The organism is Opitutus sp. ER46 (assembly GCF_003054705.1).
GTDB lineage: Bacteria > Verrucomicrobiota > Verrucomicrobiia > Opitutales > Opitutaceae > ER46.
In genome coordinates this window covers 677202-691756 of the sequence record NZ_QAYX01000025.1, presented here as the reverse complement: position 1 = coordinate 691756, position 14555 = coordinate 677202, and the positions used below count along the sequence as shown (strand labels likewise).

At 68.6% G+C, this 14555-nt stretch carries 11 protein-coding genes; 7 read left to right on the top strand and 4 right to left on the bottom strand.

Annotated elements, in window-relative coordinates:
* Positions 1 to 36: 36 nt before the first annotated feature.
* Positions 37 to 1632: a response regulator gene (locus DB354_RS21110; protein ID WP_107837613.1), complete on the top strand. Its 1596-nt coding sequence runs from the start codon at positions 37 to 39 to the stop codon at positions 1630 to 1632.
* Here the strand turns inward: DB354_RS21110 and mpl are convergent.
* Together mpl and DB354_RS21100 are read right to left on the bottom strand one after the other, a co-directional pair.
* Complete coding sequence (gene mpl / locus DB354_RS21105) at positions 1583 to 3058, bottom strand: UDP-N-acetylmuramate:L-alanyl-gamma-D-glutamyl-meso-diaminopimelate ligase (RefSeq protein ID WP_107837786.1); 1476 nt, start codon at positions 3056 to 3058, stop codon at positions 1583 to 1585. The genes DB354_RS21110 and mpl overlap by 50 nt on opposite strands.
* A gap of 82 nt (positions 3059 to 3140) precedes the next feature.
* Positions 3141 to 4991: an ATP-binding protein gene (locus tag DB354_RS21100; RefSeq protein WP_107837612.1), complete on the bottom strand. Its 1851-nt coding sequence runs from the start codon at positions 4989 to 4991 to the stop codon at positions 3141 to 3143.
* A gap of 384 nt (positions 4992 to 5375) precedes the next feature.
* On the opposite strand from DB354_RS21100, the gene DB354_RS21095 reads away from it, so the two are divergent.
* From DB354_RS21095 to DB354_RS21080, 4 genes are read left to right on the top strand one after another with little or no spacing between them, the layout of a single operon-like run.
* Entirely contained in the window at positions 5376 to 6584 is a 1209-nt protein-coding gene (locus tag DB354_RS21095; protein WP_158277652.1) for an efflux RND transporter periplasmic adaptor subunit, read from the top strand.
* A 7-nt stretch (positions 6585 to 6591) separates the two neighbouring features.
* Positions 6592 to 7821, top strand: coding sequence for an ABC transporter permease (locus DB354_RS21090; protein WP_107837610.1), 1230 nt, complete (start codon positions 6592 to 6594; stop codon positions 7819 to 7821).
* Positions 7822 to 7870: 49 nt separating this feature from the next.
* Positions 7871 to 9328, top strand: coding sequence for a hypothetical protein (locus DB354_RS21085; RefSeq protein ID WP_158277651.1), 1458 nt, complete (start codon positions 7871 to 7873; stop codon positions 9326 to 9328).
* A 4-nt stretch (positions 9329 to 9332) separates the two neighbouring features.
* Complete coding sequence (locus DB354_RS21080) at positions 9333 to 10229, top strand: sugar phosphate nucleotidyltransferase (protein WP_107837608.1); 897 nt, start codon at positions 9333 to 9335, stop codon at positions 10227 to 10229.
* Between the two features lie 60 nt (positions 10230 to 10289).
* On the opposite strand, the gene priA is transcribed toward DB354_RS21080, so the two are convergent.
* Positions 10290 to 12527, bottom strand: coding sequence for a primosomal protein N' (priA, locus tag DB354_RS21075; RefSeq protein WP_107837607.1), 2238 nt, complete (start codon positions 12525 to 12527; stop codon positions 10290 to 10292).
* A 160-nt stretch (positions 12528 to 12687) separates the two neighbouring features.
* Here priA and DB354_RS21070 point away from each other — a divergent pair, with 160 nt between their 5' ends.
* Both DB354_RS21070 and DB354_RS21065 read left to right on the top strand, forming a co-directional pair.
* The gene (locus DB354_RS21070) at positions 12688 to 13152 is read left to right on the top strand and encodes a transcriptional repressor (protein WP_107837606.1); all 465 of its coding nucleotides are present in this window, start codon (positions 12688 to 12690) and stop codon (positions 13150 to 13152) included.
* 8 nt (positions 13153 to 13160) lie between these two features.
* Complete coding sequence (locus DB354_RS21065; protein ID WP_107837605.1) at positions 13161 to 13538, top strand: hypothetical protein; 378 nt, start codon at positions 13161 to 13163, stop codon at positions 13536 to 13538.
* A gap of 4 nt (positions 13539 to 13542) precedes the next feature.
* On the opposite strand, the gene DB354_RS21060 is transcribed toward DB354_RS21065, so the two are convergent.
* On the bottom strand, positions 13543 to 14553 hold the full coding sequence (locus DB354_RS21060) for a M23 family metallopeptidase (RefSeq protein WP_107837604.1): 1011 nt from the start codon (positions 14551 to 14553) through the stop codon (positions 13543 to 13545).
* Positions 14554 to 14555 lie beyond the last annotated feature (2 nt).

Here is a 14555-nt window from a genome sequence, read left to right as displayed (position 1 = left end):
AGGAGCGGGTGAGTCCATGAATGTCCATGCGGCAACATGGACAACCCCACCCAAGTCCTGAACGTGTTCCTGCAGTTCCGAGGCGATGCGCTCGTCTTCGTGTTGCTCGCCGGCATTGCCCTGGTGCTTTTCCACCGGCGCACGGTATTGGCGAACCTTCCCTTGGTCGCGCCTCGCCACACACGATTCGCACTCATGGGCCTCACGATCGGCGCGGTGCTCGCAAGTGAGCTGATCGCCGTGTTCGCCACCGGGAGCAGCGGCTGGCTCGTCCTGGGGGCACGCCTGACGCTCTTCGTCTTCACCGGCCTCGCGATCGCACTGCTCCTGCGGCAGGCGCTGCTGGTCGCGCGTTTCCGCCGCCGGATGCGCATGCACTTCACGCATGAGCGGATCCATCGCGCCCTGCGGGACTCGGCCGAGCAGGCGAGCCGGGCGAAGAGCGACTTCCTGGTGATGATCAGCCACGAGATTCGCACCCCCCTCAGCGCGCTGATCTCCTCGGCCGAGCTGCTGCACAAGCTGCCCCTCGCGGCCAACGAACACGCCCACGTTGCGACCATCCTCACCGAAGGGCATCGCCTCGCCCGTGCCGTGAACGAGGTCCTCGACCTTCGCCGCATCGAGGAGGGCAGCCTGGTCCTCGAGTGCGCACCCTTTTCCCCCGCGGACCTCGTGCGCGATGTCTCCCGCCTCTTTCAGGTGTCCGCCGAAGAACGCGGGCTTCAACTCCGCTTCGGTTGCGACGCCCCGTCGGGGACCCTCGTATCCGGCGACGCCCGCCGGCTGCGCCAGATCCTCGTCAACCTCGTGGACAATGCGCTGAAGTTCACGCCGCGCGGCGAGGTGGCGCTCAGCGTATCCGTCCTCCCGCCCGACGGCCGCGACGCCCCCGCCCACCTGTTGGTCCGCGTTCGCGACACCGGCATCGGCCTCACGCCCGAACAACAGGCCTGCCTCTTCACCCCCGCTCCGCCGACGCCCGGACGCCCCGAGAGTATCCCCTATGGGGCCGGACTCCTCATTGTCCGGCGCCTCATCGCCCTCATGGCGGGCGAACTCACCATCCACAGCCGCCCCCACGCGGGTTCCGAGTTTGTCCTCAGCATTCCGGTCCGGACGGTCGAGAGCCCGGAACGGCGCGCAGACGAAAACACCGCGCCCGCTGGCGACGGGCGGAAGCGCGTGCTCATCGTCGACGACACGTCGGCCAACCGCGCGCTGTTGCAGATGTTCATCGAACGGCTCGGCCACATTGCCGACCATGCCGCTTCCGGTGACGAGGCGGTGGAATTGGCCGCCCGGACCAGATACGACGCGATCCTGATGGACCTGAACATGCCCGGGCTCGACGGGCTCGCCGCGACCCGGCGGATCCGCGCAGCGGAATCGGGCGGCCGGCCCACCGTCATCATAGCCGTGACCGCCATGCTGGAGCACGGCACGCGCGAGCGGTGCCTGGCCGCCGGCATGAACGAGCACTTCGAAAAGCCGGTCGACCTGCGGCGGCTGGCGCGCACGTTGAACGAGCTGATGGGGGTCCATCCCCCCGCGTCCGCCCAGCCTGTCCCGGCGGGCGATGTCAGCTCCGCGTCGCCGTTCCCTTCGCCGCCGCCACAAAACGGCCGATGATGCCGTCGAAGGAGCCGTTGCTGAAGAACACCACGAGGCGGCGGCAGTCGGTCGCTCCCGCGCCCAGCGCGTTCGCGACAAGCTGATCCGCCAGCGCGGCGTTCGTCGCGGCGAAACACGCGGTCCGTCCACGCTGCCGCAGCACCGTCGCCACCTCCGCGGGATCAAAGCGCTCGCCCGGCGCGAGCTTGTCCGCCCGGCTGACTGCGCCGAGGTAAACCTCATCCGCCAGCGCCAGCGCCTCCTGGAAGGCGGGCTGCAGCGCTTTCGTTCGCGCCGTGTTGCTCCGGGGCTCGAACGCTGCCGTCAGCGTGCATCCCGGGAACCGCGCGCGCAGCGAGCGCAGGGTCTCCGCCAGCGCCGTCGGGTGATGGCCGAAATCCTCGACCACCGTCAGCGCGTCGGACTGCCACAGGATTTCCTGCCGGCGCCGCACGCCGCGGAAACGGGGCAGCGCGTCGAGCGCAAGCGCAGTCGGCTTCGCGCCCACGGCTCCGGCCGGCGCCCCGGCCTCCGCCGGCGCCAAGGCCAGCCCGGCGGCCGTCGCGGCCATCGCCGCGTTGCGCGCGTTGAAGATGCCGGGCAGCGACCAGCGCACCGCCCCCCAGGGCTCGCCTCGCCAACGCAGGGCGAAGCTCGCTCCCGCCGACGACTCATTGAAATCCACGATGCGCACGTCGCACTCCTCTCCGAGCCCGACGCGCACCACCCGCGTCCACGGGATTGGCCCCAGCGCCCGGAGGTTGGGGTCGTCGCCGTTCATCACCACGCAGCCGTTCCGCGGCACGATGCGCACCAGGTGGGAGAATGTGCGCTGGATGTCGGCGACGTCGCGGAAGATGTCCGCGTGATCGAACTCGAGGTTGTTCAGCACCGCGATCCGCGGCGCGTAGTGGATGAACTTGCTGCGCTTGTCGAAGAACGCGCTGTCGTACTCGTCCCCCTCGATCACAAACGGGTCCACTGCGGCGCCCAGATGGGCCCCGACGGGCGGATCCTGCGGCACGCCGCCGATCAGGAAACCGGGATCCCGCCCGGCCGCCCGCAGCAGATAGGCCGTGAGCGCGGTGGTCGTGGTCTTCCCGTGGGTCCCGCAAATCACGAGGTTGCGCCGGTGCCGCAGAATGGAGTCGTGCAACAGCGCCGGCAGCGAGGTGAACGGCAGCGCGCGCGTGTCGAGCAGCCACTCCACCTCGGGATTGCCGCGGGACATCGCGTTGCCGATCACGACGAGGTCGGGCGCCAGCTGCTGCAGCCGCGCCGGGGCGTACCCCTCGTGCAGGGCGATCCCCGCCTGCGCCAGCACCGTGCTCATCGGCGGGTACACCCCAGTGTCGGCCCCGAGGACCTCGTGCCCGGCCGCCCGCGCCAGCAGCGCCGCGTTGCCCATCGCCGTTCCGCAGATGCCCATGAAATAGATCTTCATCGCCAGAGGCACCCGAGCGTGCGTTCCGCCGGCGTCACGGCGAGCGGAAATCGGCCCGGCGCCACGGCCGGTGCCCGCGGGCCTACGACACCATCGACGCCGGCTCCACCGGCCGCACCACCGCCGCCAACCCCAGCGTGAAATAGAACGTCGCACCTCCCCCCTCCACCGCGTCGGCCCAAATGCGACCGGCGTGCTTCTCGATGACGCGCTGCACCGTGTTCAACCCCACTCCGAGTCCCTCGAACTGGGAGTCGGTGTGCAACCGCTCGAACGCGTGAAAGAGTTTGGGAGCCAGCGTCGCATCGAAACCTGCCCCGTTGTCCCGAATGTAGTACACCGCCTCGCCCGCGGCGCTCACCTGCTCCCCGAACTCGATCCGTGCGGGGTCCTTGCGCGCGCTGAATTTCCACGCGTTGCCGAGCAGGTTATCCAGCGCGATCCGCAACAGCCGCTCGTCCCCGACGGCCATCAGGTTGGGGGCGATGGTCATCTCGGCATGGCGCCCCGGATCCGTCTGCCGCAGGACCGCCACCGTCTCCTCTGCGATGGCGCTGAGATTAACCGGCGCCACCTTCAGCTCCGCGCGCGAAATCCGCGCCATGCTGATGAACGCGTCAATCAGGCGGTTCATCCGCTCCGAGGCTTTCAGCACCCGGCCAATCCGCTCCCGCGCCGCCGGCAGATCCGGCGCCTCGAGTTCCTCCAGCGCAATCTCCGCGAAGCCCTGGATCGCCCGCACCGGCGCCTTCAAGTCATGGGAGACCGAATACGAGAAGCTTTCCAGCTCCTGGTTCGCCAATTGCAGCTCCTTCGTCCGCTGCCGCACCCGCGCCTCCAGTTGCGCGCGCGCCGTCCGCCGCTCGGTGACATCCAGCGTGAAACCCACGCCGCGCTGAACCACCCCGCCCGGGCCGCGAATGAACCGGCCCCGAACGAGCAGATACCGCACCCGGTTCGGCTGGCCGTTTTGCAGAATGCGAAAGTCCGCCGCGAACTCGCCCCCGGTCTGCCGCGCCGTGCGCAACGCGTCCACCAGTGGCTCGCGGTCCCCCGGATGCACGCACCGTTGGAACACGTCGGTCGTAACCGGCGTTCCTTCCGGCAGACCGAAGAGCTCGTAGCTCCGCTCATTCCACACCACCGCCCCCGTTGCCAGGTCCCAGTCCCAGGTGCCGATCTGGGCCGACTCCACCGCCAGCCGCAGCCGCTCGGCGCTGCGGGCCAGGTCAGCCTCGTTTTCCTCGATCCGGGCCAGCATCGCATTGAAGGCTTCGGCCAGTTCGCCGACCTCATCATCGGCCTCTTTGCGGACCCGCACGCTGTAGTCCGCCTTCGTCCGCACCCGCGCCGCCGCCTGCAGGAGCGCGTGCACCGGGGCGACGATCCGGTCGTTGAGCCAGCCCACCAGCAGGTAGGCGAGCAGCCCCGAGAACCCCGTGGTCAGGCACAGCACCAGCGCATAGACGGCGAGCCGCAACTGCACGGATCGCCGGTCTGCCGCGACGGTCAGCGTGCCGAAGCGGGTTGTGTCCGCCACCGGGACCGTGATGCGCAGGACGCCGCCGGCGATCGTCGTCCCCACCGCCGGCGCCAAGGCGGGCGGCGCGTACCCCGTCGCATCCCGCGCCACAAACTGGGCCAGTTGCCGGCCGCGTTGATCGTACAACCCCGCCGCCAGGACAGTCGGCTCGCTTTCCAGCGCCGCCAGGAGCCGCGTGGCATCCTCGCGATTCTCAAACGCCACCGCCGCCACGCTATTCCGCGCGGTGATCGTGGTAAGCGTCGTCAGGTGCGCGTGCTGCATCCGCCCATACGACACCCACTCGTAGGCACCGAGCGCCACCGCCGTGGCGAGCAACGCCACCCCGCTGCAGGTCATCGCCAGCCAGGTCAGCTTCTGGCGCAGCGACATCTGCGACAGAACCCTCATGGCTCCCCCGACAGTCGCAAGAGCTGCGCCCGGGCCTCGAGCCCGGAGGCGCGGAGGTTCTCGGCCGACACCTTGAGCCGTGGTGCCGGCGCCCCCGGCAGGAACTCCACATGGCCGCCCTGCGCCATGAAGTTTGGCGCGGGAGGAACAGAACCTGGCGCGGTCCCGCACCCCGCGTCGGAGGCGCAGTTGTTGGGTGATGGGAAGCACGTGGGAGGGTCAGGGTGAGCCGGCCCTCCCGTCGGTCAAGGAACCGGCCCTGGGGAAATCCCTGCTTTTCGCATCCGGCCGGCGCCCCGGTGCTTCTGCAAGCGCGCCCGTTCGTCCCGCAAGCCGCATATAAATTCGTCGTTTCCAATGACGTTCCGCGTCGTCTTATCGGGCATGGGTCAGCGGTCCAAGCTTCCTTCCCCGGTTCGTTTTGCGTCTCGGGCCATCCTCGTTCTCGCCCTTCTCGCCGGCCTCGGCTGGGGCGGCCGCGTCGTGTGGCGCCAGATCAGCCCGGGGCTTTTCGGCAACAAACGCGCCGAGCGCATCCCCACCGCCCGCGTGAAATCCGCCACCATCGCCGAGGAAATCGTCACCGTCGGGCGTGTCCGTGCCGTGTTTTCGACGGAACTGCGGTCCGAGATCAACGGCCGGATCGTCAAGATCCCCGGCGTCGACGGCCAGCGCGTCGCGCGCAACGAGGAACTGCTCAAGCTCGACCAGCAGGACATCGTGACGCAGCTCCAGGAGGCCGAGCGCAACATTGAGGCGGGCCGGCTGCGGGCCCAGAAGGCACGCAGCGACTTCACCCGGACCAGCGAACTGCGGAAGCAGGGCCTCGTCACGACCAAGGACTTCGACGACAGCCGCACCGCCCTCTCGCTCGCGGAGAACGACTCCGCCATCTACGACGCGCGCGCGGCCAACCTGCGCGACAAGCTCACCAAGACTGTGATTCGCGCGCCCCACGAGGGCACCCTGCTCCTGCGCGACCTCACCGAGGGTCAGGTCATCACCGGTGTCGGCGCCCAGAACGGCGGCTCCATCCTGGGCGAGGTGGCCGATCTCACCTCGCTCATGGTCCGCACCAACGTGAATGAGATCGACGTCGCCCGCCTCAAGGTCGGCGCCCCCGCCAATGTCCGCATCGATCCGCTCCGCAACCTGATGCTCAGCGGCACGGTGCGGCGCATCGCCACCAGCGCCACCGAGAGCCCCATCGACCGCACGCGCGTGTTCCCCGTCGACGTCGTCCTCGACACAGTCGACCCACGGCTCCGCCCGGGCATGTCCGCGACCGTGACGTTCACGCTCTCCCGCGTCGACGGCACGCCCTCGATTCCACTCTCCGCCGTGTTCACGACCGCCGAATCCGTGCGCTATGTGTTCGTGCGCACGCCGACCGGGTTCACCGCCCGTCCGGTCGACATCGGGATCGCCGACCTCCGGCGCGTCCAGGTGCTCGACGGCCTGGCGCTCGACGACGAGGTCGCTCTGACCCGGCCGCTCGATTTTGACGGCGAGATTCCCGCGGTCGGTCCGGGGGGCGCCACCACCGCCGGCACCCCGACGCGAAAAGCCAACGCCCGCCGCGGCGGCAGCTGATCCCGCCATGCGTATGTTGTTCATGGGCGTCGCAAGCGGCGTCCGCGAGGTTCTCGCCCACAAGCTCCGCTCCTTTCTCACCTTGTTCGGCATCGTTCTGGGCGCCGCCGCGCTCGTCGGCATGCTCGGCGTGGTCAAGGGCCTGCTGCGCGGCTGGGAAACGATGATCTATGAGACCGGCGGCATCGAACGGATCACCGTCAACGCCGCCGCGCCGCCGGAAAGCCAGCGCGAGATCGCCCCGCTTTCGCCGGGCCGCACGTTGCGTGACGTCGACGCCATCCTCGAGGCCGTGCCGCTGGCGCGGCGCGTCACCGCCGAGGTGAACATCCGCGGCACGCGGCTCTATTTCCAGGGCCGCGCCCTGTGGCAGAACATCCGGGGCGTGCTCCCGGCGACGTTCGCCATGGATCGTTTCGAGGCGGCGCAGGGCCGCCTCATCGGCGACCTGGACCTCGCGAACCAGAACCAGGTTGTCGTGCTCGGCGCCCGCGTCGCCGACCAGCTCATCCCCCGCGGGCTCGATCCGGTCGGCCGCGTCATCACCATCAACGGCCAGCCGTTCACCGTGATCGGCGTGCTGCCCGACTATCGCTTCAGCATGGGCGGCGGCCGGTTCAACACGAAGAACCAGTCGATCTTCGTCCCGCTTACCACCGCCCAGACCCTCTTCCGCATCGACGAAAACGTCGACACGATCGCCATCCAGCTCGGCGACGTGGCCGACATGCCCGTCGCGCTCGAGCAGGTCACCAACGTCCTGATGCACACCCATCGCGGCGTGCAGGACGTCCGGCTCGAGACCCGCGAGGACCTCCTCCAGCGGTTCGAGGAGACGCGCAACAGCTACATCTACTCGCTCGGCGGCGTCGCCGCCATCGGGCTGATCGTGGGCGGCATCGGCATCATGAACGTGATGCTCGCCTCGATCAGCGAACGCGTGCGCGAGATCGGCGTGCGCCGCGCCCTCGGCGCCAAGCGCGGCGACATCGTTTCCCAGATCCTGGCGGAGTCGCTCACCATCGCCGTCGCCGGCGGCGTCTTCGGCATCGTCGCCAGCATCGGGCTCATCCTGATCCTGCAACACGTGGTGGTGGACGCCAACCGGCCGGAGCTTTCGCCCGCCGCGCTCGCGATCGGCGTCGCGTTCAGCGGCCTCGTTGGCGTGCTCGCCGGTCTCTATCCGGCCTACCGCGCCTCCCAGCTCAGCCCGGTGGAAGCCCTACGCACAGATTGAGTTGCCGGGCCTAGGGCCGGCGCCTTTGCTCGCGGCGTCCATGCCGCCAATGCCCCCCGCGTCCCTTCCCGAGTTGCCTTTTGAAGTCGCGCAGTTCGAACGCCTGCTGAGCAAGCCGAACAGCGACACCACTGGATTCGCCGGCTTCTTCAACAGCGGCGAGATCTGGGTCGCGCGCGTACCCGCCCGGCTCGATGTGATGGGGGGCATCGCCGACTATTCCGGCGCCAACGTGTGCGAGGCCGTCCTCGGCCGCGGTGTCCTTGTGGCGCTCCAGCCGCGCACCGACCGTACGCTGCGCATCCGCACGCTCCAGCTGGGCAGCCGCAGCCTGCCGGTGGAGACGCGTATCCCGATGGAGTATTTTGGATCCGGAGACGGGCTCGGCGACTACGCCGGCATCCGTGAGCTCTGTCAGGCGAACCCGCTCGCCTCCTGGGCCGCCTACGCCGGCGGCAGTATCTTCACCATGCTCAAGGAGGAAGGCGTGAAGCTGCAGTACGGTTTCAGCATGCTGCTCCTGAGCGCCGTCCCGATGAACGTCGGCATCGGCAGCTCCGCCACCATCGAGGTTGGCACCCTCGCCTGTCTCAACGCCTACCTCGGTCTGCGCCTCGATGCCGGCCGCATTGCCCGCCTCGGGCAGATGGCCGAGAACCACGTCGTGGGCGCGCCCTGCGGCATCATGGACCAGCTCACGATCACGGTCGGCCGGAAGGGCCGGATGACCCACCTGCTCTGCCGGCCAGGCAGCGTCGTCGGCGAGATCGAGATTCCCGCCGGCACGGGCTTCGTCGGCATCAACTCCCTGGTGCGCCACTCCGTCGGCGGCAACCCGTACGGCGACACCCGCATCGGCGCGTTCATGGGCAAGCGCATCATCAACGCCCTTCGCGCGCGCACCGGCCGCGGCGGGCTCGACTATCTCACCCAGCTCACGCCCGACGAGTTCAATACCGAGTACCTGCCGCACCTGCCCGAGAGCCTCGTCGGTTCGGAATTTCTCGCGAAGTACCGCACGCACGACGATCCCGTGACGACCATCCAGCCCGACGCCACCTACCGCGTCGTCGGCCCGACGCGCCATCCCATCGAGGAGAACGAGCGGGTGCTGCGCTTCATGGAGGCGCTCAATGCCGCGAACCAGGGGGACGCCGCCGCCCTCGTCACCGCGGGCGAGTGCATGTACGGCGCCCACGCCAGCTATCGCGACAACTGCCGGCTCTCAACGGCCGAGGTCGATTTCCTGGTCGAGGCCGTCCGGAAGCGCGGCGCCGAGGCCGGGCTTTTCGGGGCCAAGATCACCGGCGGCGGCACCGGCGGCACCGTCGCCGTCTTCGGCCGGACCGACGCGCTGAAGCTTCACCTCCCGCAAATCGCGCTCGAGTACTCGCGCCGCGTGGGCGCCATGCCGGACATCTTCGACGGCAGTTCGCCGGGCGCAGTGGAGTTTGGCGCACGCCGGTACCTCTTCGGCGCCACGGGCTGGGCCGGCTCTCAAGTCTGACGCCATGGCCTCCCCTTTCGTCCGCAAAGCCGTCATCCCCGTCGCTGGTCTCGGCACCCGCCACTTCCCCGCCTCGCACGCGGTGAAGAAGGAACTGTTCCCCGTTGTGGGCGCCGACGGCATCGCCCGCGCCCTCTTTCACTACCACCTGCTCGAGCTCGCCGGCGCCGGCATCGAGGAGATCTGCATTATCGTGCAGCCGGGCGAGGACGCGATGATCCGCGCCTACCTCGAGGGACCTGGGGACGCGTATCTTCGCCGGCTGGAAAAATACCCAGCCCTGCTGCGCGAGGCGGAGCAGATGCGGGACTTCAACCGCCGCGTCAGCTTCGCGGTCCAGACCGCGCAGGAAGGCTATGGTCACGCGGTCTACCAGACGCGCGACTTTGCGGCCGGCCAGCCGGTCCTGCTCTGCTTGGGAGACCATCTTTTTCGCGGCCGTGGCGCTTCGCCGTATGCGAAACTCGCCGCCTCCGGGAGGCTCGCCCAAGGCAAGTCCGTCTCCGCTGTGAACCGGATCTCAGCCGGCGAACTCAAGGGCTACGGCACCATCGCGGGGCGCCGCCGCCGCGAGGATCCGCGGCTGATCGACGTCTCCCTCATCATCGAGAAGCCCTCCCCCGCGATCGCCCGCGAACGGCTGCACGTCGACGGCCTGCCCGCCGAAATCTGGCTGGGCTGGTTCGGCATGCACCTCCTGGCCCCCTCCATTTACGACGTGCTCGGCGAGATGATCCGCGACGACGTGCGGGACAACGGCGAGTTCCAGCTCACCCGTGCCCAGGAGATCCAGCGGCAGCGCGAAGGCTATCTCGCCCTCGAGATGACCGACGCCCAGCGGTTCGACTTCGGCGTGCCGGACGACTTCGTCCGGAGCGTGCAGGAGTTTCGGCAACCCTGAGGCGAGGTCTCACCTCTAGCCGGTCTTGCGCGCTCCGGTGCCCGCGCCGCCTGCAACCGCTTACGCCAGATTCGCCGGGTCGACGTCCAACACCTGCGTGATGTCGTCCGGCCACGTAAACTCGCTGCGGAGGCGCGCGAGTTCCGGCACCACTTTCGTGACGGCGTTGGTGAAGTACCAAACCTGCCACCGGTACTCGTCCTTGATCTTCTCGATCGGCGACGCCGACGGCCCGCGCACGTCGACGCGATCACCGACCGTTTTCTCAACCAGCCGCGCCCACTGCTCGGCGAAGAACTTCAGCTTCTCCGGGTTCGGCCCGCGGAACAGGTGGTGAATGAGATGCCGGTACGGCGGGTACTTGAAGTCGCGTCGCACCTTGAGCTCAACCGCGGCAAAGCCGGCGAAGTCGGCGTGGCGTGAATACTGGATCGCGTCCGCCTGCGGCGTGAACGTCTGCACGATCACTTCGCCGGCGCGGTCCCCGCGCCCCGCCCGCCCCGCCACCTGCACCAGCAACTGGAACGTCCGCTCGTTCGCGCGAAAATCCGGGACGTGCATGGAGATGTCGGCGTCGACGAGTCCCACCAGCGTCACATTGGGAAAATCGAGCCCCTTGCCGATCATCTGCGTGCCCACGAGGACATCGATCTTGCCGGCGCGAAAGTCGGCCAGCACCTCCCGGAAACGGTTCTTCTTGGACATCGTGTCGGTGTCCATCCGCTCGACGCGAGCACGCGGGAGCACGCGTTTCACCGCCTCCTCGACGCGCTGGGTGCCAAGGCCGCGCCAGCGAATGTCGGGCGCACCGCACTGCGGGCAGCGGATAGGCGCGGCGCGCTGCTCCCCGCAAAGGTGGCAGCGTAGCGTCTCGTCCGACCGATGATAGGTCATCGTGATGCTGCAGTGCGGGCACTCCTCCACGTGCCCGCACTGCTTGCACAGCATCGAAGACGAGTAGCCCCGGCGGTTGATGAAGAGGATCGTCTGTTCGCGCCGCTCAAAGCGCTCGTGCATGGCGGAGACCAGCTTGCCGGAAAGCGCCGGCAGGGTCCGCTGCTTCGCGGCCTCGATGCGCAGATCCACGATGTCGATGAACGGCAGTTTCCGGTCGTCGATCCGCTGCGTGAGCTGCAGCAACCGGTACTTGCCCGCCTCGGCGTTGGCGAAGCTTTCGAGCGACGGCGTGGCCGAGCCGAGCAGGCAGACGGCGTTGGCGAGCTTCGCGCGCATGACCGCCACGTCTCGGCCGTGATAGCGCGGCGTCTCGTCCTGCTTGTACGCCGGCTCGTGCTCCTCATCGACCACGATGAGCCGCAGATCATGCACCGGCGCGAAGATGGCCGAGCGCGCCCCGACCACCACGCGCGCTTCGCCGGTGGCGAGCGCCAGCCAGCCATCGAGCCGTTCACCCTCGCTCAGCGAACTGTGCCAGACGACGCAACGGTGCCCGGGCGCGATCGCCTCGAGCCGCGAGCGGAGCCGGGCCACCGTCTGCGGCGTCAACGCCACCTCGGGCACCAGGAAAACCACGCCGCCGCCGGCCTTCAGCGTCTCGTCGATCGCCCGCAGGTAAACCTCGGTTTTGCCGGAACCCGTCACGCCGTGCAGAAGCGACACGCTGAACTTGTTCTCCGCCACGCTCGCGCGCAGTGCCTCGAACGCCCGCTGCTGCTCCACGTTGAGCACGTGCGGCTGCGCCGCCACCAGTTCGCCCGACTCGCGGTCGTCGGAATAGGCCACGCGCTCGATGCGGCGGGTCTCCTCGCGAATGAGCCCACGCTTGATGAGACCGTTGACGACGGCGGCGCCTAGATCCAGCCGCGCCAGGACCAGCCCCTTGGGCGGGGAGCGAAACTGCTCCACAAGAAAGCGGTAGAGTCGCGCCTGCTGCGGCGCCCGCCGCTCCAGCTCCGCGAGTTCGTCCGGCGCGAGCCGCCGCGCGAGCGCGAGGAGCTTTTCCTCCTTGAGCCCCGCGCCCCGCCGCACTGCCGCCGGGATCATCGCCTCGATGATCGCGTCAATCCCGCATGCGTAGTAGGTCGCCATCCAGCGCGCCAGGCGCAGGAGCTCGCCGGTCAGCGCCGGAAAGGGATAAACCACCTGCGCAATCGCCTTCAGCCGCTCGACCGGAAAATCCGGGGGCGCGCCCACCTCGCCCACGATTCCGAGGCGCAGGCTGTTTACGATCGGGATGCGTACGAGCGAGCCCACGGCCACGCTCTCCCGCAGCGTGTCCGGCACGCGGTAGTGCAGCAGCTTGTCAAAGCCGGCGAGCGGATGGACCCCGACGATCATGGGCGCTGATCGAGTCCGGCGGCGCGGAGCGGCGCAACGGCATAATTCCCCACCCTGCGCGTGGCGGTAACGCGGTGACGGCCAATCGCCTACCTGGCGCGGTCGTAGGTGCGCCGCCTAACCGGTTGACACGCCGCCGCTCCATCAAAACATCTGCGGGGTGAGCATCCCGGCCGCCCGCGAAAAATTCAGATCCTTCCTGACTCAGAAAGGACTGCGCGCGACCAATCAGCGGCTGGCCATCTTCGACGCCGCCTTCGCCCAGCGGGAGCATTTCACCGCTGAACAGTTGCTCGACTACGCCCGCGAGATCGACGACTCGGTGTCGCGCGCCACGGTGTACCGCACGCTGCCGATCATGACCGAGAGCGCACTGCTGCGCGAAGTGGACATCGGTTCGGGCGAGAAATTCTACCGGCCCAACCGCGAAGGTGCCGGTTCCCAGGTGGCGCAAGTCGTGTGTCTCGATTGCGACAAGATTTTCGAGATCAGTGCGCCGTTCATGCAGTGGTACGGCAGCACCGTCTCCTCCAAACTCGGACTCACCCCGGTCTCCCAGCGGTTACAGGTCAGCGCACGTTGCGACCAGTTTCAGAAGACGGGCGTCTGCCCGCGCCGCGGCTGAGCACCTCGATGGCGAGAACCCGTTCCCAGCACGATCCGGAGTTCGAAATCCGGTTCTTCGAGTCGGTCCTGCGGCGCGACCGCGGCTACACCGCCGTCGTCGAGATTCTCGCCGGACTCTATACGAAGCAGGGGCGCATCGCGGACGGGCTGCGCATGGATCGCCGCCTGGTGAAACTGCAGCCTGAGAACGCGACGGCCCACTATAACCTCGCGTGCAGTCTGGCCCTCTCGAAGCAGAACCGCGCCGCATTGCGGGCGCTCCAGCATGCCATCGATCTCGGCTACGACGACTTCGACTGGATGCAGCAGGACCCCGATCTCGACGCGCTCAAGGAGCGCCCCGAGTTCATCGCCCTCCTCGAGCAGCTGAAACCGCAGAGCTGACCGGCTATTTCCGGCCGAAGAGCTGCTGCAGCACGGTGTCCAGGTCCTGCGCCGTGATCCACTGGCCCCGACGCTGCGCGACCAGCGCCTTGCTCCGCTCGCGCTTCTCGATCCCCGCGTCGACCTCCATGATCAGCGGCTTGTCGCGCGGCAGGCCCAGCGCCTCGGTCGCACTGAGCGGCGTCCAGGCATAGGGAATCCCGGTCCAGTTGAACGTGATCTCCCAGCCGCCGATCGGCCCCAGCGGCATGGGCCGTGTGAGCAGCGCCGGATAGCGGGTGATGAAGTCCGGCGTCAGCGGGGTGCCAATACGCAGGCGCACGGCCGGCACCTGCCGGGCAAACACGTCATGCATGTTGTTCACGCGACCGGCCCGCCAGTCGTTGAAGACCGCGAGCGGGTCGATGCCCATCAGGTTCATGCCGTTCCACACCCCGTGCTCGTTGCGGCTGCCGTAGCCCTTCAGGTCGTACCACCGCTGGAACCGCTGGGTGACCATCAGGCCGAACTCGAAGTGCAGGTGCGCGCGATCACGTGGGAACGGACGCTCCGCGCTGTAGCCAAGCGTGCCGAGCACCGTCCCGGCCTTGACCTGGTCGCCGACCTTGAGCCCCGGCGCGATCCGCGAGAGGTGCGCATAGAGCGAATACACCGCCGGCGACTGCTCCGGGTGCTCCAGCACGACGTAGCGCCCGTAGCTGCTGTTGCCCGGATGCACGCTGATGTGCCGGACCACACCGTCGAGCGCCGCGTAGACGTCGTCCTTCGGCTCTCCGCGCCGGTCGCGCGCGACGCACGCGATGTCGATGCCCTCGTGAAACTGGTTGCCGCCGCTGCGCACGCCGCCGAACCCGCCCGAGGCGGGATCGCCCGAGCCGGCGTGCTGCAGGAAGGCGTCCGGCGAGCGACCATCGGTCCAACCGTGATTGGGCGACGGCCAGACGAGTTGCATCCGCTGCGCGTACAGCGAGGTGGCGAAGAGCAGAGCGAACAGCCCGGTAAGTAAGCGACTCATGC